Raw genomic sequence first — 23,146 nt, 5'->3', positions numbered from 1 at the left:
CCATGGCGCTTTTTAAACAAGATACATCTAAGTCAGCTAGTATGGCGAGGAAAAAGAAAATGGCAGGGCTAGACGATGATTACCGCTCAACCCTGTTAGAGTCTGGGATTAAAATGCGCTAGCCGTGTTGATTTGATAAGCCACGCTTTGATTTTAAGTGACCGTCTTTATGACGCTCACCAGTACCAATGAACACCCCATCAGCCATTACCTTTACCACACCATCTGGTACAGGCTTACCAATCACGACTGTTTGACCATGACTAAATGCCACGCCCTGCTCTTGAGTAATCTCAATCACAGGTAAATCAACCAAAGCAGTATCCATTGGCAGTAATAGCTCATCGAGGTAGCTTGAAGGCGCAACATCGTCTGCTTTTGCTTGCTGTAGCTTTTCTTCAAGTTGCTCAAGAGTGACCATTTTCTCACTTGGGTAATGGCCAACTGCACTGCGATGTAACATGATGACATGCGCACCACAGCCAAGCTTTTCACCTAAGTCGTCAACAATAGTACGAATATAAGTGCCTTTAGACACATGTGCCGTCATTTGTACTTCGTTATTAGCTTCATCAAACTCATCAAGCGTTAAACTAAATACATTAATTTTTCGACACTTACGCGGCACTTCGATACCTTCGCGAGCATATTTATACAAAGGCTGACCTTGGTATTTAAGCGCAGAGTACATCGAAGGGTATTGATCCGACTCACCTAAGAAACTGGCAATTTGCTCAGCTAATTGTTCACGGGTGACCGATACGTCGCGCGTTTCAACCACTTCACCATCTGAATCAGAGGTCGTGGTTCGCTCACCAAGTTTGGCGCGTACAACATAGGTTTTGTCAGTATCAAGCAAGAACTGGGTAAACTTAGTCGCTTCACCAAAACAAATAGGCAGCATACCCGTCGCGAGCGGATCAAGCGCACCAGTGTGGCCTGCTTTTTGAGCAAAGTAAATTCCCTTTGCTTGCTGCAATGCTTTGTTTGATGAAATACCTTGCGGCTTATTAAGTAATAAGATGCCGTCAATAGCACGACCTTTACTGCGTCTAGCCATTAGTCTTTAGTGCCTTCTTCGCTGTCATCTTCGTCTACATGCTTGGCATTGTCTTCACGAATAACTGAGTCAACCAAGTTTGAAATACGCATACCTTCCATAAGCGAGTTATCGATCACAAAACGTAACTCAGGCATGATGCGCGCACGAATACGTTTACCTAATAAAGAACGAATATAACCCGTTGCTTCATTTAAGATTTTAGCGCTTTGCTTGGCTTTATCTTCATCATCAGTATTAAACACTGTGATAAATACTTTTGCGTAAGATAAGTCGCGAGATACCTCAACCGCAGACACTGTCACCATGCCTAAGCGTGGATCTTTGATTTCGCGTTGCAGAATAACAGCAATCTCTTTTTGAATTTGCTGTGCAACACGATCAGTGCGAGAAAATTCTCTCATTTCATTTCACTCTAAAATAATAACTTATTGATGTTAAAGAATAAGTTAATTTAATTACGAATACACAAATGGGGGCTAGGCCCCCATTTAAAATAGTGACTTAAACGAAATTAAAGTGAACGTTGTACTTCAACCGTCTCGAACACCTCGATTTGGTCGCCAACTTTAACATCGTTGTAGTTCTTAACGCCGATACCACATTCCATACCGTTACGTACTTCTTGAACGTCATCTTTAAAGCGACGTAGTGACTCAAGTTCACCTTCATAGATAACCACGTTATCACGAAGTACACGGATAGGCGCGCTACGCTTAACGATACCTTCAGTAACCATACAACCTGCGATTGCACCAATCTTAGGTGACTTGAACACGTCACGAACTTCAGCAAGACCAATGATCTCTTGCTTGAATTCTGGTGCAAGCATACCTGACATCGCTTGTTTAACTTCTTCAATCAGGCTGTAGATTACGCTGTAATAACGTAAGTCTAGGTTTTCTGACTCAATTACTTTACGAGCTGATGCATCAGCACGTACGTTAAAGCCAACAACGATTGCGTTTGACGCCGCTGCAAGCGTTGCATCAGTTTCAGTGATACCACCTACACCTGAACCAACAATCTTCACTTTAACTTCATCGGTAGAAAGCTTAGTTAATGAATCAGCGATTGCTTCAATTGAACCTTGTACGTCAGCTTTAAGAACGATGTTAACTTCTGATACATCGCCTTCAGCCATGTTCGTAAACATGTTTTCAAGCTTCGCTTTTTGTTGACGAGCAAGCTTCACTTCACGGAACTTACCTTGACGGTAAAGTGCTACTTCACGCGCTTTACGCTCATCTTTAACTACTGTTGCTTCATCACCAGCAGCAGGGATACCAGACAGACCTAAAATCTCAACTGGGATAGATGGACCCGCAGACTTGATGTCTTTACCGTTCTCATCTTTCATCGCACGAACACGGCCATATTCAAGACCACACAGTACGATATCACCTTGGTTAAGCGTACCAGACTGAACTAGGATTGACGCAACTGGACCACGGCCTTTATCAAGACGCGATTCAATTACAACACCTGCAGCCATACCTTCAGCTGGTGCAGTTAGCTCTAGGATTTCAGCTTGCATTAGTACCGCTTCAAGTAGGTCATCAATACCTAAACCTGTTTTTGCTGAGATATGAACGAATTGCGTGTCACCACCCCACTCTTCTGGGATAACGTCTAATTGTGCTAGTTCGTTCTTAACGCGATCTGGGTCGATGCCTTCTTTATCCATCTTGTTTACTGCGATGATTAAAGGAACGCCTGCAGCACGGGCGTGCTGAACCGCTTCTTTAGTTTGTGGCATTACACCATCATCCGCAGCAACGACTAGGATTACGATATCCGTTGCTTTAGCACCACGTGCACGCATTGATGTAAACGCGGCGTGGCCCGGAGTATCTAAGAACGTGATCATGTGACCATTTGTTTCAACGTGGTATGCACCAATGTGCTGTGTAATACCACCTGCCTCACCTGAAGCAACTTTTGCTGAACGAATGTAGTCAAGTGTTGACGTTTTACCGTGGTCAACGTGACCCATTACTGTTACAACCGGCGCACGAGGAATGGCTTTACCTTCTTCGCTACGGTCGCTTAGTACTTTCTCTTCTAATTCGTTTTCTTTAACGATGATAACCTTGTGACCCATTTCTTCAGCTACAAGTTGTGCTGTTTCTTGGTCAATCACTTGGTTGATGGTAACCATGTCACCCATCTTCATCATCGTTTTAACAACTTCAGCACCTTTAACTGCCATACGTGATGCAAGCTCAGCAACAGTGATTGTTTCACTGATACGAACTTCGTTTTTCACGTCTGCTGTTGGTTTTTGGAAACCATGTTGTAAAGACGTTGGTGCTTTCAGCTTACCTTTCTTGCCTTTAGGACCAGTAGACTGTTTCTCTTTTTGAGGTCCTTTTTTCTTTTTCTTACGACGAGCGCTTTGCTCTTCACGTGCATCAGATTCATCTTCTGCTTCACGTGCGTAAGTAGAAGTCGTAAGGTGGTGATCAGCATTTTCTTCACGCTGCTTACGCTCTTCTTCTTCCTTTTTCCAGCGAGCTTCATTTTCTTCAGCTAGCTTTCTTGCCTCTTCTGCTTGACGTTTCGCTTCTTCTTCAGCTTTTCTCAATGCGGCCTCTTCTGCTTCTTTTTGCAGACGCTCAGCTTCGGCGCGATCTTGTTCAGACTTAGCACTTTGCTCTGGGGTCATCTGCTTCTGTTTCGCTTTACGCTCAGCTTCAGCTTTACGTTTAGCCTCTTCTTTGGCTTTACGCTCAGCTTCTTCTTTCGCTTTGCGCTCTGCCTCTTGTTTCGCTTTAAGCTCCTCAGCTTCTTGCTGGGCTTTAAGCTCTGCTGCTTTACGTGCAGCTTCTTCTGCAGCTAAACGCTCTTCTTCTTGCTGTTGCTCAATGGCGCTTTTCTTAACGTAAGTACGTGTTTTACGTACTTCAACTTGCACAGACTTCGCTTTACCTGTAGAGCCAGTTACGCTTAGCGTACTTTTGCTTTTACGTTGCAAAGTCATGCGAGCTGGGCCTTCTGAGCCCGTGCCGCCGTGCTGCTTGCTCAAGTGATCTAGTAACGTCGACTTTTCAGACTCAGTTATCATATCACCTGCTTTTTTAGAAATACCGGCTTGTTCTAGCTGCTGTAGTAGTTTATCAACAGTTGTACCAATATCTCCGGCTAGTTTTTCAACATTTACTTCTGCCATAGTGTGTAATACCTCCGTTAATAAATTACTCGTCTGCGAACCAACAAATGTTACGCGCAGCCATAATTAGCTTGCCAGCTTCTTCTTCTGAAAGTTCAGTGATGTCTACTAACTCATCAATGCCTTGCTCAGCTAAGTCTTCAAGTGTTACTACACCTTTACTTGCCATAACAAATGCAAGGTGACGCTCTAAGCCTTCAAGCGCTAGTAGGTCTTCTGCAGGTTCTGCACCTTCTAGGCTTTCTTCAGTTTTAAGCGCTTTCGTTGTTAATGCGTCTTTTGCACGTGAACGTAAGATATCAACTGTTTCTTCATCTAAACCGTCAATTTCTAAGAATTCTGATGCCGGTACGTAAGCCACTTCTTCAAGTGTTGAGAAACCTTCGTTGATAAGTAAAGTTGCAAACTCATCATCGATATCTAAGTATTCAGTGAATAAGTTGATTAGCTTATCTGATTCAGCTTCGTTCTTCGCACGCATGTCATCAACTGTCATTACGTTTAATTCCCAACCAGTTAACTGGCTAGCAAGACGAACGTTTTGACCATTACGACCGATTGCTTGTGCTAGGTTATCGGCTTCAACAGCGATATCCATTGAATGTGTATCTTCGTCCATTACGATTGACGCAACTTCTGCTGGTGCCATTGCATTGATAACGAATTGCGCAGGGTTGTCATCGTAAAGAACGATATCAACACGCTCACCACCAAGCTCAGTTGAAACTGCTTGTACACGTGCACCACGCATACCAACACACGCACCTACTGGGTCGATACGTTTGTCGTTAGATTTTACCGCGATTTTTGCACGAGAACCTGGATCACGTGCAGCTGCACGTAGTTCAATCATCTCTTCGCCAATCTCTGGCACCTCAATGCGGAAAAGTTCCATTAGCATTTCTGGCTTAGAACGCGTTACAAATAACTGCGCGCCACGTGCTTCTGGCTTAACTTCGTAAAGAAGACCACGGATACGGTCACCTGGACGGAAGTTTTCACGCGGTAACATATCATCACGGTAGATAACCGCTTCAGCATTGTTACCAAGGTCAAGTACGATTGCATCACGGGTTGCTTTTTTAACAACACCTGTTACTAATTCGCCTTGTTGATCTTTGTATTCTTCAACCACTAATGCACGCTCAGCTTCACGTACTTTTTGTACGATAACTTGCTTAGCCATTTGTGTTGTAATACGGTCAAACTTGATTGACTCAATTTGTTCTTCAACGTAATCACCTAATTGTAGGCTTTCGTCTTCAACCTGAGCCGCTTCAAGTGTGATTTCGCTGTAAGGATTTTCTAAAGAACCATCTTCAAGAACTTCAGCAATCTTCCAACGACGGAATGTGTCGTAATCACCTGTTTTACGGTCGATTGATACGCGAACTTCGATTTCGCCATCGTGTTTTTTCTTTGTTGCAGTCGCTAATGCGAACTCTAACGCTTCAAAAATTTTTTCTTTTGGAACCGCTTTCTCATTGGAGACGGCTTCAGCAACCAATAATATTTCTTTTGCCATGGGTTATGCCTCGCTTGCCCTATTCCTTCGCACTCGAATTAAAACTTTGCGATGATGTTCGCACGTTCAATGTTACTAAGCATAATCATATGCTCAGCGCCATCTGCTGAAAGTGTGATCATATCACTGCTAACTGATACTAAATCGCCTTTAAAGTTACGACGACCATCTTGCGGAAGCTTTGTACGCACGCGTACTTCTTCTCCTTGCGCCTTCTCGTAGTGATCTTGTTTGAATAATGGACGATCAACACCAGGAGACGAAACTTCCAAATCATATTCATTTGTAATTGGGTCTTCGACATCTAAAATTGCGCTAACTTGACGACTAACGTCGGCACAATTGTCAACCGTAATCCCTGCATCGTGATCGATATAAACACGTAATGTAGAGTGGCGACCAGCTTGCACAAACTCAAGACCATGTAACTCAAAGCCTAACATTTCAACGGCCGGTGAGAGCATGGCTACTAAATCTTGCTCAAGTTTTGTCACGAAAATCCTCCATACAAACAAAAAAAGGGCATATAGCCCTGAAATACTGAGTTTAATAATGATTTAAAATCACCGCCAAGCAGATACAACAACGCCCCGAACCAAGCGGGGCGTCACACCTAAAGCATAAAACTGTGTGGCCTAGGGCCAAGCTTGGTTGCGAGTCAGTCACCTGACTAAATTAAACTAGATAGCCTAAACGCAAAACGCGCATTACCAGAATGCGCGACTTCATACAGTAAAAATTACTGTGCATACTAAGTACACTTACAATGCCTTAGCATGTATTTGGTTGCGGGAGCCGGATTTGAACCGACGACCTTCGGGTTATGAGCCCGACGAGCTACCAGGCTGCTCCATCCCGCGCCAATAGATATTAAAAGTAACTTAATATCATTTAATCGAGTGCTAAACACCTCAATTCAATGGCGGCTATTATAAGCATGTAGCGCTCAATTAGCAACCTTCCTACATGAATTAGTTAGACTATTTTTTGCCTAAAATTTTTATGACAGCCTTGTCATAAAATTTCCCATAACTGAAAATTCTCGTCTATATTTAGTCATATAATAAGAACAACCTATAGCTTTGGCTATTAAGCGATTTACTATGAGTCTATCTTCATTTCAAAAAAGACTGTTACTACAAGATATTGAATTGCTAAAACCGGATTTTCATCAGTTTACAAGCGCATATCATCGCAGTCTTAGTGCTCGTCAATTAACCATGACAGTGCCTGAGCAAGAAAGCATAACTAAGCGCAGCTATATTCTTTACTGTGCGCTCAACAAAGTAGTAAGCCACCTCGATGACTTACAGCAAGTCACGCCGTTTATTCATTATTTAGCGAATAACTTGAGCTTTTTAAACGTGTCATTTGAGGATATCGATACCCTTTGCGAAGCCTTTATTGATACGCGCAAGTCGTATATTCATCACATTAGTACGCAATTACATCAAGCTTGGCTGCAAGCTACGAGAATATTTGCCAACATCGTAAAAAGTTACTTGTTTGCTTATTCAAATGTGGTGTCGTTTAGCGCTTATTGCCCAGCACGCTTAAGCTCATAGCTTGGTCAATTCGCTGTTGAGCCTATCTATTTGTTTTTGTTCTATGGCGATTAAGGTGTTAAAACGACTCGTTAAAGCTGTCATTTTGTCAGCTAGTGCGTTATCGCTATTCGCATCAGCTAAATTACGTGGGCGGCTACTTAGTTGTTGCTCAAGCTCTGACATTTGCATGTTTAACTCACTTTGATAAGTATCTATTTTATTTTCATGCTCTGAAATTTTACGCATAATTTGTTTTGAGCGAATAAAACTAGCAACCTCATTATTAGCAACCGTATTTGCAGCTGAAGTTAACGTGTATTTTTCAGCCGTGAGTCTATCAATACTGCGCTGCTCACTGTCGATAAGCACGCCGTAACGCTCAGATACCGCGGTCATTTGTTTGGCGATTGCAGCTTGTTTTTTAGCCCCCACTAAGTTACGTAGCTGAGCATCTGATTGCTCAGTTAAAGCCACTATTTCCCTGTCCATTTTGAGCTTGAACGTATCAATTTTATTGTTATGTTCTGCTATTTGCGCATCGATTTGCTTTAAGCGGATATAACGGTCGACCTCTGCGGTATCTCTACCTGCTGATGCTTGTACAGCATTATCTGACGCGCCCGAAAGGTGTGGATTTTGTTCTTTAATGGTAATCAACTTGGCATCTTTGCCACAGGGCTGTTGGCTAAATTCAGCAACACCGTTTTTCTCACAGTGATAAACAGTGCTGTGGGCCAAAGGGCAAACTAACAGGCTTATAAATAGTAAATGTAAGTTAATTTTCATCTCGACCCTTCCTTAGTAATGACTCATTAAAAATGTCACTAATGTACTTTTTATAGACTATATTTATCGATCTATCTTTGTGATTGCTTCGTAGTTACCTAGATTACTTGCTGTAAAGGCTATTAGAAGTGCAATACACCACCTTAAGATTTATTTTTGGCGATCAACTTAATGCAAGCCACAGCTGGTTTAAAGAAAAATCACAACCAGACACGCTTTATGTCATCGCCGAATTAAAACAAGAAACCAACTACGTAAAGCACCACCTGCAAAAAGTGGTCGCCTTCTTTGCTGCAATGGAAAACTTTGCTAATGCACTAACAAAAGCGAATTTAAACTGCCTGCATCTGACACTCGATGACACACAAGATGATGACTCACTACCAGAGCTACTGACCCGATTAGCTAAGCATTATCAATGCCAGAATATTGAGTACCAATACCCAGACGAATATCGCCTTAAAAAGCAACTTGCAGACTTTTCACAGCAGAGCGAATTTAATGTCAATGCAGTTGATTCGGAACACTTTCTACTACCTTTTAATGATATTGACCAGCACTTTAAGCCAAATAAGCCGGTAAAAATGGAGTTTTTTTATCGTGCTATGCGCAAACGTTTTAATATTTTAATGGACGATGATAATCAACCTAGTGGTGGCAAATGGAATTTTGATCAGCAAAATAGAAACAAGTTAAAACCGAACGATCTTAAAGAAATCCCAGAACCTTTGTGTTTCGGTCACGATGTTAGCCACATTCTTAAACGAATAAAAAAGCACAAAGTAAACACCTTTGGTGAATGCAGCGAAACGTTAATTTGGCCAACCACACGCGCTGAAGCAAAGCAGTTACTCGAATTTTTTTGCGACCATTTACTGGTTCATTTTGGTCAGTTTCAAGACGCCATGACATGCCAGTCCCAGTACCAATGGTCTTTGTATCACAGCCGTTTATCGTTTGCCCTTAATACTAAAATGCTGCACCCGATGCAGGTCATCGAGCAAGTGTTAACTAGCTTTGATAAGCAAACTATTGATATTGCGCAAGTTGAAGGTTTTATCAGGCAAATTCTCGGTTGGCGCGAGTATGTACGTGGTATTTATTGGCAAAATATGCCTGATTACGCCAGCAAAAATGCCTTAAATGCAAAGCGTGCCCTACCCGATTATTTTTGGCATGGCAAAACAAACATGAATTGTATGCACCATGCCATTACACAAAGCCTGCAGACAGCTTATGCACACCACATACAACGTTTGATGATCACGGGTAACTTTTGCTTATTAACCGCTATTGAGCCAAGTGAAGTAGATGAATGGTATTTAGGTATTTATATCGACGCCATAGAATGGGTAGAAATGCCCAACACTCGGGGAATGAGCCAATTTGCTGACGGGGGATTAATTGCCACTAAGCCCTATGCAGCCAGTGGAAATTACATCAACAAAATGAGTGATTACTGCAAACATTGTAGCTACAACATTAAAGAAAAAGCCACTGAGGATGCTTGCCCATTCAACAGCCTATATTGGCATTTTATGTTAGAGCACGAACAACAGCTATCACAAAACCCACGTATCGGTATGATTTATAAAAACTGGTATAAACAGGATGAATCTGTACAGCAAGCCACTCTCAAACGGGCTAACTGGTGCTTGGATAATTTAGAAAAGCTTTAACAATAAAAAAGCCGCCTCAAATGAGGCGGCAAAACTAACTAGGGGAAACAATGCTGTTGGTAATTACTTGTTTTCGAGTAATTTACCATTACCGATTTCGATTTTACGTGGTTTTAAAGCTTCTGGAATTTCACGCTCTAAATCGATACTTAGTAAGCCATTTTCAAGGTCTGCACCAAGCACTTTAACGTGGTCACCTAATTGGAATTTACGCTCAAAGTTACGCTCAGCAATGCCTTGGTGAATGAACTTACGTTCAGCATTATCTTGTTTATCAGCTTTAGTACCGCTGACTTTCAATGTGTTGTTTTCTGACTCGATGGTCAATTCACTGTCACTAAAACCTGCTACAGCCATAGTGATACGATATTTGTCTTTATCGAGTGCTTCGATGTTGTACGGAGGAAAACTTGGCTGCTTGTCTGTGCGAGCTGCCGCATCCATTAATGATGCTAAATGATCGAAACCGATGAATGAACGATAAAGTGGTGATAAGTCTACTGTACGCATAATTATATCCTCATATTTAAGCGATATTTTGTTAGTACTCTTCTATTGAACCAGTGCTAACAAAGTTAAATTAATACTATATATTTCAATTACTTTAGTTTGTTTGGGACCCATCAGGCGTCCTCATTAAACTATCTATGGGCGGGTAAAATCTTTTCAAGATTTTTAGCAAAAAAAATTGCACTTTTTTTAAGTTAATTGAAATTTTAACACCCTCAAACTGGTCTGAATAAGTTGATTTTAAAGGGCTAACAACGTACAAAATAACAATGAAAAAAAATCCAACTTTTTTAAAAAAATTTATCAGTGCGCTAAAAAATGTCGTGTTAATGGCAGTCGTAGTGTATGCCGTAACCGCATTTCAGCAACGTAATTTACTCTCAACTGATAAAACTCCTGCCCCCTATTTTAATTTAGCCACGCTAAAAGACCCAACAGAGCGGATGACCATTGTACAATTACAAGGAAAGCAAACAGTGGTGTATTTCTTTGCACCTTGGTGCTCAATTTGTCGCTACAGTATGCCAAATTTAGAAAAGGCTCATCAGCAAGGTAAGTTAAATGCCATAGCAATTGCCCTCGATTACCAAAATATTGCTGAAGTTAAACAGTTTACTGATTCACTCGAATTAACAATGCCGGTGTTACTTGGCAGTAAAAGTACAGGTCAAGATTATAAAATCAGTGCCTACCCAACTTATTATGTTATTGATGAGCAGTTGGCCATTACTGCGCATTCTATGGGTTACTCAACAGAACTTGGCCTCAGGATGCGCACACTTGATTAGCTCAATCGCATTTAGTGAGAAAAAACAGAACAGTGCAATCGATTTTATGCGCTGTTTTTATTCATTTAATCCGTTAAGATGATAAACACATTCAAATCGAGGAGAGCGATATGTTAACTGTAATTTTTGGCCGTGAAGGCTGCCCATACTGTGTTCGTGCAAAAGACGTTGCTGAAAAACTAGCAAATGAGCGTGACGATTTTAAATACCGTTATATCGACATCATTAAAGAAGGCATCAGCAAAGCAGATTTAGAACAGTCTGCAGGTAAACCTTGCCCAACCGTACCACAGATTTTTATTGACCAAGCCCACATTGGTGGCTTCACTGAATTCGAAGCATACGCTAAAGAAAATTTAGGGTTATATCAATAAATTGTAAACGTGGTTGATTTTGGTAATTTTGAACTGATTAAATTATGACCAACATCAACCACATACAAATTAGTTGTAATTTATACAAGCAATTGCATTGTATTTCCTATACAATGCGCGCCTCTTTAAATTCGTTGAGGCGTATTAATGTCAGAACCAGTCACGTTTGAATCTCTAAATCTTTCTCCTGCAATCCTTAAAGCAGTTGAAGAGTTGGGTTACAAGACTCCATCTGAAATCCAAGCTCAATGTATACCGTTATTGCTAGAAAGAAAGGACGTACTGGGACTAGCGCAAACGGGTACAGGTAAAACAGCAGCATTTGCACTGCCGTTACTAAATAATATTGACCCGTCTGTGAAGCAGCCACAGATCCTTGTTTTAACGCCTACGCGTGAACTTGCGATCCAAGTAGCTGAGGCATTCGAACAATATGCTAAGCATACTCGTGGTGTTGAAGTTTTAGCCCTTTATGGTGGCCAAAGCTATAGCATCCAACTAAGTGCACTTCGTCGTGGCGCGCAAATCATTGTTGCAACGCCAGGTCGCTTAATTGACCACATTAACCGTGGCACAATCAAGTTTGAGAGCTTACAAGCCCTTGTTCTTGATGAAGCAGACGAAATGTTACGCATGGGCTTCATTGATGATGTAGAAAGCATCATGGAGAAAACGCCACGTGAAAAGCAAACATGTCTTTTCTCGGCGACCATGCCTAAGCAAATTCAAAATATCAGCAGCAAGTACATGAATGAGCCTGAGCAAGTTCATATTTCTGCGCGTAACTCAACTGTATCAACGGTTGAGCAAGTATTTTGGAATGCACACGTACACAAAAACAAAGCAATCGTTCGCTTCTTAGAAGCAGAACAATACGATGGTGCAATTGTTTTCGTACGTACACGTAACGACACGGTACAGTTAGCTGAATTACTTGAGCGCGAAGGTTTCTCTGCGGCACCACTTAATGGTGACATGAACCAACAAGCACGTGAACGTACAGTAGATCGTTTGAAAAACGGCCTAGTTGATATCGTTATTGCAACAGACGTTGCTGCACGTGGTCTTGATGTAGACCGTTTAAGCTTAGTAATTAACTACGATATTCCACAAGATTCAGAAGCCTACGTTCACCGTATTGGCCGTACTGGTCGTGCGGGTCGTCAAGGTAAAGCGATTCTTTTCGTAAAACATAACGAGCGTTATTTACTTAAAAATATCATTCGTCATACGAAATCTGATATCGCACAAGTTGATTTACCAACAGCTAAAGTTGTTGAAGAAAAGCGTATTAAAGCGCTTCAAGACAAGCTTACAATTGCTCTTGAAAACAAAGACATCACTTTCTTTAATCAAGTTGCTGCTAACATGGCAGAAAAACTTGAGCTAAGTACTGAAGATTTAGCAGGTGCATTACTTTGTTTAGCGCAGCAACAATCACCAATCAAGGTTGAAGAAGTTAAAGTTCAACCACGTGGCGAACGCAACGAGCGTCGTCGCAATGAACGTGGTGATCGTGGCGACCGCCAAGGACGCGAGCGTAAACCTCGTGAGCCGCGTGAGCGCAACAGCCGTAACATGGGTCCTATGGATACTTACCGTATCGAAGTAGGTCGTGAGCACGGTGTACAAGTTAAAAATATCGTTGGTGCGATTGCTAACGAAGCTGATATCTCAAGCAAGTTCATTGGTGATATTCGCTTACATGACAATCACAGTACGGTACAGTTACCACAGAACATGCCAAAAGATGTGCTTGATCACTTCCAAAAGGTATTTATCTGTAAACGTCCGATGAATATGACGCTAACGCAAGACCAAGGTCCTGCGGCTCCTCGCTCTGAGCGCCCAAGTGGTGATCGTGGTGATAAGAAGCGTAACTTCAAAGACCGTGGCGAAAAACGTGGTGGCCCTCGTAAAGAGCGTCGTCCAGTGAGCTTCACTGCGAACTAAACGAAGCTGTAAGCTGTAAGCTGTAAGCTGTAAGCTGTAAGCAATAAAAAACCTTGTCATGAGAGTGACAAGGTTTTTTTGTGTCTGTAGTAAAGCTGTCAGCCATCAGCATCAGCCTTCAGTTTTTTAAAGCCTCACGCTGGATGGCTTAGGCTTTGTTAGTTTAATCCTTATGAGCCGATGGCTGGGTATGCGTAGCTTGATTGTAAGCCAAGAGGGATACCTAAGCCCCAGTACGCGAGTAAGAAGATACTCCAACCGATTAAGAAGGCGATTGAATACGGTAACATCATCGCAATTAAGGTGCCGATACCGGTGCCTTTAACATACTTTTGGCAGTACACAACAACCAGTGGGAAGTATGGCATTAGTGGCGTGATGATATTCGAGCTTGAGTCACCTACACGGTACGCAGCTTGCGTCAAATCAGGTGAAATACCCAGTTGCATCAGCATGGGTACAAAGATTGGCCCTAATAGCGCCCATTTTGCCGAGCTTGAGCCAACAAATAGGTTCACGAATGCCGTTAAGAAGATAATGCCTACTACCGTGACTGAGCTTGGCAGAGCCATTGCTTTTAATAGTTGCGCACCTTCAATTGCAAGTAATGCACCTAGGTTTGATTTACTAAATGCAGCAATAAATAACGCACAGAAGAACGCCATAACAATATAGTAAGCCATGCCGCTCATCGCTTTACTCATTGCATCTATCATATCTTTAGAGCTTTTGAAGGTACCCACGGCAAAACCGTAGACGGCACCAGGGATCCAAAACAGTAAGAAGATAAGTGGCACAATTGATTGCATTAATGGCGAGCGGAAATTAGTTAACGAGCCATCACTGCTACGCATTGCTGAGTCGGCTGGCGCTGAGACAAACCAAAGTAGAGCAAGGCCTGCAATCATCACAGTGCTTGCAATATAAAACGCACGCTTTTCATCACTGCGTGCTTCATCAAAGGCAGGTAGGTCTTCGGTATCTCCATCAAGTGGCGTGTTTTGTAAACGTGGCTCGATGATTTTATCTGTGATATACCAACCTAATAAGATAATAAATAAGCTCGAAGCTGAGGTGAAAAACCAGTTATTAAGCGGGTTAATCGCCATATCTGGGTTAATAATTTGCGCCGCACTTTGGGTAAAGCTTTGCAGTAACGGGTCAATCCCTGACGGAATAAAGTTTGCGCTAAAGCCACCACTTACCCCAGCAAACGCAGCTGCAATACCAGCAAGCGGATGACGCCCCATCGCATAGAAGATAACTCCAGCAAGTGGAATAACTAGTACGTAACCGGCATCAGTTGCAGTATGGCTGACAATCGCCACTAAAATAATAGACGGTGTTAAAAGCTGCTTAGGCGTTACTTTTAACATTAATTTAAGGCCGGTATTGATAAAGCCAGAATGCTCAGCAACACCAACACCTAACATAGCAACCAGCACTACACCAAGCGGCGCAAAGCCAGTGAAGGTTTTCACCATCGAAGATAAGAAGGTGGCAAGGGAATCCCCTGCTAATAGGTTATTTACAACGATGGCTTCGCCGGTGCGCGGGTCGATTGCATCAAATGTAGTGCCCGAGAAAAGCCAAGATAAAAACCAAATAAGTAGCATTGCGACTAAGAATATAATCGCCGGATCAGGCAGCTTGTTACCTACCCTTTCTATGGTATTTAGAAAACGTGCGATTGCACCACTTGGTGCCTGCACATCATTATTGTTATTCATTTTCAAATTCCCTGGAAAAATATCTCGTTAACCTTAACGTATCTAACTACTAAGGTAAATTTTAAGTTAATGGAATTACCTGATAAAGGTAAAGTGATAATGTAAAAAAAGCGACACAGGTCGCTTTACAGAATTTTATTTAATTAGATTAGGCTGCAAGAGCTTTAACTTCATCCCATAAGCGCACAACAAGCTCTTTATCTTCTTCGTTTAACTCACCGTTGCGATAAGCTTTAACTAGGCTAGATTCAACTTGATTATTTAACTCATCAATCGATAAGTTTAATTCTTCTACTTGTGCATAGCCTACAGCTAAGTCAAAGTGACCACGTAAATAGCCACCAGCAAATAGCTCGTCGTCAGTTGCTTTATCGACTAAATCATCAAAATATTGCTGCGCTGCATCAATATAACTTACTAAACTCATTGTTACTTCTCCTCTGGGTGCAGCCCATCTTGATGACCCACTGCATACATAATATGGTCATTGAAACCTGTGGTTACGCGAATATAACCACTTAATTCATCGTCTAACTCACTATCACCCGTATCGGCAATCAGTGGTCGGCCATTTAAGGCCTGTAATTTAGTTTTAGTAGCCACCACAATAATGTTGTCGCGACCAATGGCACGAATAAGTGCAGGGCTTAATTGCTGATTACCTCGGCCGAAGATATGGCCTTGGCCACCAATTAAGGTGATCACCAATTTGGTTTCTTTACCTTGTGTAAGTTCAAGTAATTGCTGAGCAGTTAAATCCTGCGCGATAAGCTCTTGGTCTGCCACTAAGTCTACACCCAGCAAGGTATTTTCAAGACCCATTTCTTCCATAATTGCCGCGACTGTAGAACCACTGCCCATCACATATAAGCAGTCTTCATCCATTTCACTAACAACATAGGCAGCTATATCGGCAAGCACTAATTCATCAGTTTCTTTGCCGCCATTTTTAACTGCCTGTACATAACGTACTTCACTCGGCACTTGCATTTCACCATAGCGCTTAGCTTTTACCGTGCCTTCGCGAAATGCTTCTTCGTCGATATCCATCACATCAGCATCACCAAGGCTGACAAGTTCACCTTTAACTAGCATCTCAACAACACGCCCAGCTGCTTTTGGGGTAATAGCATAAACCCCAGAATGAATTTTACAGCCTGCAGGAATACCTAATACAGGAGTGCTATCGCCAACCGCATGGCAAATATTACGGGCAGTACCATCGCCACCCGCAAATAAAATAAGGTCGACACCTTGCTCAACTAATAGCTTGGCAGCCTGCTCTGTGTCATCTGGAGTGGTGATATCGTTTGTTTGGTAAATAACTTGGCTTTGAAAGCCTAGTTGCTTTGCCGTTTGCTCGCCCATTTCACCGTTTACAGTGTAAATGATTAAGTCATCTTGATGGGCAAGCAGCACTTCAAGTGCCGCTCGAGTGCGTAAGTTTGCTTTTGGCTCAGCACCAAGTTGCATTGCTTTCGCAGCGGTATCTGCGCCATCACTGCCCTTTAGTGCGACACTGCCACCTAAGCCGGCAACCGGATTTACAATCAAACCTAATTTAAACTGCATCAGATAAAGCTCCTGGGTTGCCATGAAAATCGCGCTGCCACGTAAACTGAGCAGCCGTTAGTGGCCATGGGGTTTTATAGAAATCACTCAATGCTTTAAGAAGTGCTGTCGTGCGCTGATTAAAGCCAGATGCTAAAAAGCTCAACACTTGCTGGTGAACTCGCGCTTGAAAATCGAATCGACAGGTTTGCTCGCCATTTAAATTATCAACCGATACATTAAAATCAAAACCTGCTGCAGTACTGAGCGCCCATTCGATAGCTTGGGGCTTTACTTCAACTGCTTCAAATTCAGCTTGCTGGTGCTTATCACGACCATCTGGGCAATACCAATAGCCATAATCTTCTTTTAACCGACGTGCCTCACCAGCCACCAGCCAATGGGCAATTTCGTGCAAAGCACTGGCATAAAAACCGTGGGCAAACACAATTTGGTGATAAGGCGTTTGCTCATCAGCAGGTAGGTAAATAGGTTCATCATCACCTTTGATCAAACGCGTGTTATGGCTTTGATAAAAGGTGCTTTCAAAAATAGCGATTAAGTCAGCAATCTGATGCATACGGCTTGAATTCATCTCGTTAAAAGCGTCACTAAAAACGAGGCGAATTGTACGGACTTTTCACTCTAAAGTAAAAGCAACCGCCCTCAGTTACAGGTATTTTGCGATATCAACATCATCGATTTGTTCTGGGTTTAAATAGCGTTTTGCATATTCAAGGTAAATACCTGAAGTTAAGAACAATTTAAACACATCTTCATCAACATGCTGATCGGCTACCATCTTGGCTAAAATATCAATGGCAACACTGAGTGGCTTGGCTTTTTTATAAGGTCTATCGGCTGCTGTTAATGCTTCAAAGATATCAGCTAGCACCAGCACACGCTCAGGTATCGATAAATCATCTGCAGATAACTTACGCGGATACCCCGTGCCTTTTAGAGTTTCGTGATGGGTCGAGGCATAACGTGGCACCCGTGCTAACTCTTCAGGGAACGGCACATTATCGAGCATTCGAATAGTGCTGATAATATGCTCATTAATTTTAAAGCGGTCTTCGTTTGTTAACGTACCGCGCTGAATTTGCAAGTTATACAGCTCACCAAGATTATACTTGTATTCAGGAATGCTTACTTTAATGCCTAAGCGCTCGTCATACTCAATAGGTTTATCATGGGTGATCAGATGTTCAGGCTTATCTGAAAGTAGCTTTTCAGTAACAGGCAACTGCTCATCGCTGCTGTGAACTCGCAGCTCTTCAACTGGAGAAAGGCCTACCTTATCGTTAAAATGTCGCTGCCACGTTATGTTACTTAGCGCCTCTAAACGCTTAAGACTTGCTTCATCCATAAATTCGCCACCCACATTGCAAGCTGCGATAAACGAAAAATCACTGCGTAATTCTGCTTGGCGTTTGCCAAGCTCAGCCTCGAGCTCAGGTTGCTTTTCTGGTGAACTTTGCAATGCTTTTAAATAAGCGATTTCTGCATCTCGCCACAGTACTTCAAAACGTGTACGCACTTCATGAATACGGTTATAAATGGTTTCTAACTTAGTGCCTTTGTCGACGATATGCTCTGGGGTGGTGATTTTACCGCAGTCATGTAGCCAAGCCGCGAGGCTAAACTCTCTTAACTCGTCTTTATTTTTAAAGGCAAACTCTTTAAAAGCGTGTTCATTGGAACTTGAAGCCGCTTTGGCCAGCATAATGCCCAGCTCTGGTACACGCTCGCAGTGCCCTGCTGTATAAGGCGATTTATCATCGATGGCCTGCGCAATAAGCTCAATAAATGATTCCATTAAGGCTTTTTGATTTTGCTCATGCTGCTGAATAGATTGACTCATTTGCACCATAGAGGTGGCCAGGTTATTGATTTCTTTAATATTGCTTTTTAACGTTGAAACTTGGTCAAACTGACGGCGCTTTATCTTTAAGTTTTCGCCCTCTAAGGTCTTAATAGGTGCAACAATGGGTGAGGCAAAAAACCACGACACCGGCAATACCATAATTAAGCATGCGGCAGTGATAAAAATAGAGAGCTTAATTTTCTCACGGGTAGAGCTTAGTACCCCCTCTTTCGGAACCACTATCGCTAAGTAATCGCTATTAATGCCCCCTTCTGAAAGCGGAGTGATATACACGTACTTTTCAATGCCATTTAGGGTCATCAAACGTAAATGGGCAAAGTTTGTTTCATCTGTAATTAAAGTTAGAAACTCAGGATATGGCACAGTGCCAATAACTTGTGTTTGCTGACTGGCATCGCTCACTAACCATTTTCGCTCGAGTGCCGCAATGTACGAATTTGGCAACTGAGTGATTGCCATATCGATTAAGTCTTTAAGCGCTGCATCCTCTGGATGAAACAATAAATGCAGGGTATCGGGTAGTAGATCGTGGCTATAACTATCAAGCTGATTGTACTGAATACCATCAATAAAAAACTGCTTTTGGGTGTACTTGAATACCGCCTCGTTGTCTAAACCAGCATAGACGCGCCCTTGGCTTACTGCATCAAGCACCGCTTTAGTACTAGGTAGCTCAACAATATCGATGTCGGGAAAGTGCTCTTTGATCACGTTAATCACCGACCAGCCCTCGCCAATAGCCAACTGTTTGCCCGCTAACTGCTTCATAGTAACAACGGGTGTGGAACCTTTTGCTGTAATGATACTGAACGGTAAGGTCGCCATAGTTTGACTCATAAGACCAAGCGGCTCATTGGCAGGCGTTTTAAAAATAGGCTGAATAATGTCTATTTCATCTTTTGCAAATTGGCTTAAAAACTCAGCCCAGGTAAAGCCATTAATAAAAGTCACCTTAATTCCAAGTAACTCAGCCAAACCATTAATATAATCAATACTATAGCCTTTTGAGTTTCCGCCAACACTAAAGTCCATTGGTGGCCAATTGGTTTCGTTAGAAACACTTAAATAAGGGTACTTCGCCAATACACTTTGCTGATCTTCAGTAAGAGCTAGCTTTTCAAGCCTTGGCAATAGTAAGCTATTTTTTTGTTGGTTAGAGGCAACAATTTCACCTTCTTTGTTGTAAATATACAGCTCACTTAAATACTGGCTGCTCATTTTACTTTGCTGTTTACTTAAATACTCAGAGATGCTCGATAGGCTCACGTCTAACGCCAATACACTATTTTCTCTTGCCGACTTTATCGAATAGGTTTGCCCGGGAGCTTGCAAGTGAGTGAAAAAATACGGCTTGGTTTTATTGACTCGGGTCGAGTTTGCTTGCTTAAACCACAAACGCTCTCGCGGATCATAGCTGGTACTCTTTGTTTGAGAGATACGCAAATTAAATTGCTGATCAAAGTAATGAGTGTGCTGAATACGCTCTGCACCTTCACCGCTAATATGGATCACTACCCAACGATCCGCTTCGATGGCTTGCAACTGCTGGCGAACAATTTCACTACTTTCTAAATTAATTAACTCATAAAAGTCACCATTTTCATAGCCGACATATAAGGCATAAAACAATGGATTGAGCTGCATGATTTCGCTCATGACATCTCTCAGTTCACTTTTATCTACGCTGTCGGCGCTGATAAGGCTGCTGTTTTGTACCATCACACTTAATGTGTTTTCTGACTTTTCATTCACCCCAGTAAGGTAATCAGCAACGGAGCCGGTGGCTAAATTAAAGTTTTTAACACTGGCTTCTAAAGCCATTTTTTCACTGAAATAATATTGCAGGCTAATTGCAATCAGAGCTGTTAATGAGGTGGCTAATACGAACACCGCGACAACGGTAAGACGAATCGAAAAACGAATTTTTTGTTTAAGTTTTTGAAAAGCAGATACCAGCACTTATGCATCTCCTTGCAATGCTTTGTTCGTAAATAATATTAGCTTGTATAATCTTTATACACCAATAACTTTGTATTACAAACAAAAACACTGCAATATTAGCCTAAAGCATAAGCAAATAATTATCTTAGATATTTTTGAATATCGACCGAATCGATTTGCGACTCATGTAAAAACTGTTTTGCATATTTTAGGTATATGCCTGAAGTTAAAAAGAGCTCAAATACGTCACGGTCAATGTGATCGTCATCGACCATTTTCGCTAAAATATCAATAGCAACACTCAGAGGTTTCGCTTTTTTATAAGGTCTATCTGCCGCGGTTAATGCTTCGAAGATGTCAGCAAGTACTAACACACGTTCAGGTATTGATAACTGCTCAGCGGTTAATTTTCGTGGATAACCGGTGCCTTTTAAGGTTTCGTGATGGGTTGACGCATAACGCGGAACTTTCGCTAATTCTTTAGGGAATGGCACACTACCAAGCATACGAATTGTGCTGATCACATGCTCATTGATCTTAAATCGGTCTTCCGCTGTTAACGTGCCCCGCGCCACCGACAAGTTATACACTTCGCCAAGGTTATATTTATATTCAGGAATGACCATATTAATGCCCAAACTCTCTGGGTACTCAACGGCCTTTTCGTGTGGAATTAAATCACTTGGCTTATCGCTTAGCAGTGACTCTTCGACAGGTAAATGCTGACTCTTCAAATCAGCCATACGCATTTCTTCAAGGGGTGATAAACCTAAACTTGCGTCAAAATGGCGCTGCCACTTAATGCTAGCAACCTCATGTAAACGAGACAGCTGCGCTTCATCCATAAACTCACCACCAACATTACAGGCAGCAATAAAGCTAAAGTCTGCGTGTAACTTTTCAGTTTGTTGCTCAAGCTTTTGCTCAAGCACAGATTGCTGCTCTGGGTGCGCTAATAGTTGTTCATAGTAAGCAATTTTTGCATCACGCAGCAGCACTTCAAATCGGGTGCGTACTTCATGAATACGGTTATAAATGGTTTCGAGCTTAGTGCCTTTATCAACAATATGCTCTGGTGTGGTGATTTTACCGCAATCGTGCAACCAAGCTGCTAAACGAAACTCGCGTCGCTCATCTGGGGTTTTAAAGCTGAACTTAGAAAACGCCTCATCTGTTGAACCTGATGCTGCATCAGCAAGCCAAATACCCAGCTCTGGCACCCGCTCACAATGCCCTGCCGTATAGGGAGATTTATCATCAATGGCTTGCGCAATAAGCTCAACAAAGGACTCCATCAACGCTTTTTGTGAATTTTCATGTTGCTCAATGGAGCGACTCATATCGACCATCGAACTGGCTAAATAATGAATTTCTAGAATATGGCTCGAAAGCGTTGAGACCTCATTGTAGTCGCGCTGTTGAATTTTTTTATTTTCACCCACTAGTTTAAGTATTGGGTTAACAATTGAAGAGGCAAAAAACCAAGAGACGGGCAGCAGCAAGAGTAAAAATAAACCCGTGACTAAAATTGAAATACGTATTTTTTCTTTAATTACCGCTAACACATCATCTTTAGATACCAGTACGGTAAAATAATCTACTTCATCAGATTGCATATCGCTACTGAGCGGCAGAGGCAATACAAACATGTACTTTTCTATGCCCTTTTCTTGCACGCTTAGCATTTTACCAAATTGATGCGCTTTATTAGCAAGCCCAGATTGCTGCTCATCTAATTTAACTAACTGGGATAAATCAGCAAAACTATGCTGGTGGCTTTGATTTTTACTGCTCGCAATAATCTCGCCATCACCCCGATAAACATACATTTCACTTTCAACCAAGTGCTTCATTTTAGTTTGTTGCGAGGTTAAAAAATGATTCAAACTTGCACTGGCAATATCAATCGCCAATACATCACCCGTTTGTGCTGACTTTATTGCATAGGTATATCCTGGTACATCAAACACGTTAAACACGTACTGCTCGGTTTTCGTCACCGAAGTACTGGTTGCATCCTGAAACCAAACACGGGTTCGCGGGTCGTAATCTGTCGCTTGCGTGTCTCTTTTACGAACAGTGAGCGACTCATCTAAATACGTGGTTACTTGCTTACGATCGCTGCCCTGCCCTGTAATTTGATACACCAGCCAATGATCGTCTTCATCAAGTTGAAACGATGAAGGAAGCTTGGCATAGCCTTTTAAATTAATAACCTGTAATAAGTCGCCATTAGCATGACCAAGAATAAGCGAATAAAAGTCTGGATGGCGCGTTAAAATTTCGAGCAATACATGCTGTAAAATCTCTTTATTATCTTGGCTATTCGAAAATAATCGCGTGTCGTGGATCATCACGCTTAAGGTATTGTCGGCACGATGGTTGATTCGGGTGATGTGATCGGCTATTTGCTGGCTAGTTTGTTTAAATTGTTCTGATTTAGTTTGCAGTATCAGCTTTTCACTAAAGTAATAATGCAAACTAATCGCCACCACGCCTGTGAGTAAACTTGCAAGGGCAAATACCAGCAAGACACTGGCTCTAATTGAAATTTTATACCCTTTATCGTGGCGTGTTAGCATTCGCGACTCCTTGCTTGCTAATATAAGAAAATAATATGATTAAAGATTATACCGAAATGA

The 23,146-nt window shown here is 42.0% G+C and carries 18 protein-coding genes, 1 tRNA gene and 1 pseudogene; 6 read left to right on the top strand and 14 right to left on the bottom strand.

Annotated elements, in window-relative coordinates:
• Positions 1–122: pseudogene (locus ABMY41_RS10875) on the top strand (ISAs1 family transposase); the annotation flags it as partial.
• Here ABMY41_RS10875 and truB read toward each other — a convergent pair.
• From truB to ABMY41_RS10845, 6 genes are all read right to left on the bottom strand, one after another.
• Positions 119–1,060 (bottom strand): tRNA pseudouridine(55) synthase TruB, encoded by a 942-nt coding sequence (truB, locus tag ABMY41_RS10870; protein WP_349274660.1) that lies wholly within the window; start codon positions 1,058–1,060, stop codon positions 119–121. The pseudogene ABMY41_RS10875 and the gene truB overlap by 4 nt on opposite strands.
• Positions 1,060–1,464, bottom strand: coding sequence for a 30S ribosome-binding factor RbfA (gene rbfA / locus ABMY41_RS10865; RefSeq protein ID WP_054553174.1), 405 nt, complete (start codon positions 1,462–1,464; stop codon positions 1,060–1,062). The genes truB and rbfA overlap by 1 nt, the downstream gene beginning before the upstream one ends.
• A gap of 110 nt (positions 1,465–1,574) precedes the next feature.
• Entirely contained in the window at positions 1,575–4,232 is a 2,658-nt protein-coding gene (infB, locus tag ABMY41_RS10860) for a translation initiation factor IF-2 (protein WP_130166697.1), read from the bottom strand.
• Between the two features lie 25 nt (positions 4,233–4,257).
• Positions 4,258–5,757 (bottom strand): transcription termination factor NusA, encoded by a 1,500-nt coding sequence (gene nusA, locus ABMY41_RS10855; protein ID WP_054553176.1) that lies wholly within the window; start codon positions 5,755–5,757, stop codon positions 4,258–4,260.
• A gap of 38 nt (positions 5,758–5,795) precedes the next feature.
• A complete protein-coding gene (gene rimP, locus ABMY41_RS10850; RefSeq protein ID WP_054562099.1) occupies positions 5,796–6,251 on the bottom strand; it encodes a ribosome maturation factor RimP in 456 nt (151 codons plus the stop codon).
• Between the two features lie 289 nt (positions 6,252–6,540).
• Positions 6,541–6,617 (bottom strand) — tRNA-Met (locus ABMY41_RS10845).
• Positions 6,618–6,860: 243 nt separating this feature from the next.
• Here ABMY41_RS10845 and ABMY41_RS10840 point away from each other — a divergent pair.
• Positions 6,861–7,322 (top strand): globin, encoded by a 462-nt coding sequence (locus ABMY41_RS10840; protein ID WP_058586320.1) that lies wholly within the window; start codon positions 6,861–6,863, stop codon positions 7,320–7,322.
• Here the strand turns inward: ABMY41_RS10840 and ABMY41_RS10835 are convergent.
• On the bottom strand, positions 7,317–8,090 hold the full coding sequence (locus ABMY41_RS10835) for a DUF4124 domain-containing protein (RefSeq protein ID WP_130166695.1): 774 nt from the start codon (positions 8,088–8,090) through the stop codon (positions 7,317–7,319). The two genes, ABMY41_RS10840 and ABMY41_RS10835, sit on opposite strands and share 6 nt — an antisense overlap.
• A gap of 128 nt (positions 8,091–8,218) precedes the next feature.
• Between ABMY41_RS10835 and ABMY41_RS10830 the strand changes: the two genes are divergently transcribed.
• Positions 8,219–9,769, top strand: a complete 1,551-nt coding sequence (locus tag ABMY41_RS10830) for a cryptochrome/photolyase family protein (protein ID WP_349274659.1) — start codon at positions 8,219–8,221, stop codon at positions 9,767–9,769.
• Positions 9,770–9,832: 63 nt separating this feature from the next.
• On the opposite strand, the gene ABMY41_RS10825 is transcribed toward ABMY41_RS10830, so the two are convergent.
• Positions 9,833–10,279, bottom strand: a complete 447-nt coding sequence (locus tag ABMY41_RS10825) for an Hsp20 family protein (RefSeq protein ID WP_054562102.1) — start codon at positions 10,277–10,279, stop codon at positions 9,833–9,835.
• A 329-nt stretch (positions 10,280–10,608) separates the two neighbouring features.
• Between ABMY41_RS10825 and ABMY41_RS10820 the strand changes: the two genes are divergently transcribed.
• The 3 genes from ABMY41_RS10820 to ABMY41_RS10810 all read left to right on the top strand — a co-directional run bounded on the left by ABMY41_RS10820 (position 10,609) and on the right by ABMY41_RS10810 (position 13,394).
• On the top strand, positions 10,609–11,067 hold the full coding sequence (locus ABMY41_RS10820; RefSeq protein WP_349274658.1) for a TlpA disulfide reductase family protein: 459 nt from the start codon (positions 10,609–10,611) through the stop codon (positions 11,065–11,067).
• Positions 11,068–11,177: 110 nt separating this feature from the next.
• A complete protein-coding gene (locus ABMY41_RS10815) occupies positions 11,178–11,441 on the top strand; it encodes a GrxA family glutaredoxin (RefSeq protein ID WP_054553185.1) in 264 nt (87 codons plus the stop codon).
• Positions 11,442–11,588: 147 nt separating this feature from the next.
• Entirely contained in the window at positions 11,589–13,394 is a 1,806-nt protein-coding gene (locus ABMY41_RS10810) for a DEAD/DEAH box helicase (RefSeq protein WP_054562104.1), read from the top strand.
• Between the two features lie 170 nt (positions 13,395–13,564).
• On the opposite strand, the gene ABMY41_RS10805 is transcribed toward ABMY41_RS10810, so the two are convergent.
• From ABMY41_RS10805 to ABMY41_RS10780, 6 genes are all read right to left on the bottom strand, one after another.
• The gene (locus tag ABMY41_RS10805; protein ID WP_054562105.1) at positions 13,565–15,124 is read right to left on the bottom strand and encodes an AbgT family transporter; all 1,560 of its coding nucleotides are present in this window, start codon (positions 15,122–15,124) and stop codon (positions 13,565–13,567) included.
• Between the two features lie 148 nt (positions 15,125–15,272).
• Positions 15,273–15,551 (bottom strand): YfcL family protein, encoded by a 279-nt coding sequence (locus ABMY41_RS10800; RefSeq protein WP_054553188.1) that lies wholly within the window; start codon positions 15,549–15,551, stop codon positions 15,273–15,275.
• A gap of 2 nt (positions 15,552–15,553) precedes the next feature.
• Positions 15,554–16,696: an ATP-NAD kinase family protein gene (locus ABMY41_RS10795; RefSeq protein WP_055198023.1), complete on the bottom strand. Its 1,143-nt coding sequence runs from the start codon at positions 16,694–16,696 to the stop codon at positions 15,554–15,556.
• The gene (locus ABMY41_RS10790) at positions 16,686–17,255 is read right to left on the bottom strand and encodes an elongation factor P hydroxylase (protein WP_058586361.1); all 570 of its coding nucleotides are present in this window, start codon (positions 17,253–17,255) and stop codon (positions 16,686–16,688) included. Before ABMY41_RS10790 ends, ABMY41_RS10795 begins: the two co-directional genes overlap by 11 nt.
• Before the next feature lie 90 nt (positions 17,256–17,345).
• Entirely contained in the window at positions 17,346–20,522 is a 3,177-nt protein-coding gene (locus tag ABMY41_RS10785) for an HD domain-containing phosphohydrolase (RefSeq protein ID WP_349274657.1), read from the bottom strand.
• Between the two features lie 122 nt (positions 20,523–20,644).
• Positions 20,645–23,086: an HD domain-containing phosphohydrolase gene (locus tag ABMY41_RS10780; protein ID WP_349274656.1), complete on the bottom strand. Its 2,442-nt coding sequence runs from the start codon at positions 23,084–23,086 to the stop codon at positions 20,645–20,647.
• Positions 23,087–23,146 lie beyond the last annotated feature (60 nt).

It is taken from the genome of Pseudoalteromonas sp. BZA4 (assembly GCF_040104395.1).
Taxonomy (GTDB): domain Bacteria; phylum Pseudomonadota; class Gammaproteobacteria; order Enterobacterales; family Alteromonadaceae; genus Pseudoalteromonas.
Note: the sequence above shows the minus strand (reverse complement) of the source record. Positions and strands in the feature narration are given on the sequence as shown.

Bases quoted from the DNA above. Each gene is read 5' to 3' on its own strand.
- truB (WP_349274660.1), bottom strand. From the start codon at position 1,060: ATGGCTAGACGCAGTAAAGGTCGTGCTATTGACGGCATCTTATTACTT.
- rbfA (WP_054553174.1), bottom strand. From the start codon at position 1,464: ATGAGAGAATTTTCTCGCACTGATCGTGTTGCACAGCAAATTCAAAAA.
- infB (WP_130166697.1), bottom strand. From the start codon at position 4,232: ATGGCAGAAGTAAATGTTGAAAAACTAGCCGGAGATATTGGTACAACT.
- nusA (WP_054553176.1), bottom strand. From the start codon at position 5,757: ATGGCAAAAGAAATATTATTGGTTGCTGAAGCCGTCTCCAATGAGAAA.
- ABMY41_RS10840 (WP_058586320.1), top strand. From the start codon at position 6,861: ATGAGTCTATCTTCATTTCAAAAAAGACTGTTACTACAAGATATTGAA.
- ABMY41_RS10835 (WP_130166695.1), bottom strand. From the start codon at position 8,090: ATGAAAATTAACTTACATTTACTATTTATAAGCCTGTTAGTTTGCCCT.
- ABMY41_RS10825 (WP_054562102.1), bottom strand. From the start codon at position 10,279: ATGCGTACAGTAGACTTATCACCACTTTATCGTTCATTCATCGGTTTC.
- ABMY41_RS10820 (WP_349274658.1), top strand. From the start codon at position 10,609: ATGGCAGTCGTAGTGTATGCCGTAACCGCATTTCAGCAACGTAATTTA.
- ABMY41_RS10815 (WP_054553185.1), top strand. From the start codon at position 11,178: ATGTTAACTGTAATTTTTGGCCGTGAAGGCTGCCCATACTGTGTTCGT.
- ABMY41_RS10810 (WP_054562104.1), top strand. From the start codon at position 11,589: ATGTCAGAACCAGTCACGTTTGAATCTCTAAATCTTTCTCCTGCAATC.
- ABMY41_RS10805 (WP_054562105.1), bottom strand. From the start codon at position 15,124: ATGAATAACAATAATGATGTGCAGGCACCAAGTGGTGCAATCGCACGT.
- ABMY41_RS10800 (WP_054553188.1), bottom strand. From the start codon at position 15,551: ATGAGTTTAGTAAGTTATATTGATGCAGCGCAGCAATATTTTGATGAT.
- ABMY41_RS10795 (WP_055198023.1), bottom strand. From the start codon at position 16,696: ATGCAGTTTAAATTAGGTTTGATTGTAAATCCGGTTGCCGGCTTAGGT.
- ABMY41_RS10790 (WP_058586361.1), bottom strand. From the start codon at position 17,255: ATGCATCAGATTGCTGACTTAATCGCTATTTTTGAAAGCACCTTTTAT.
- ABMY41_RS10780 (WP_349274656.1), bottom strand. From the start codon at position 23,086: ATGCTAACACGCCACGATAAAGGGTATAAAATTTCAATTAGAGCCAGT.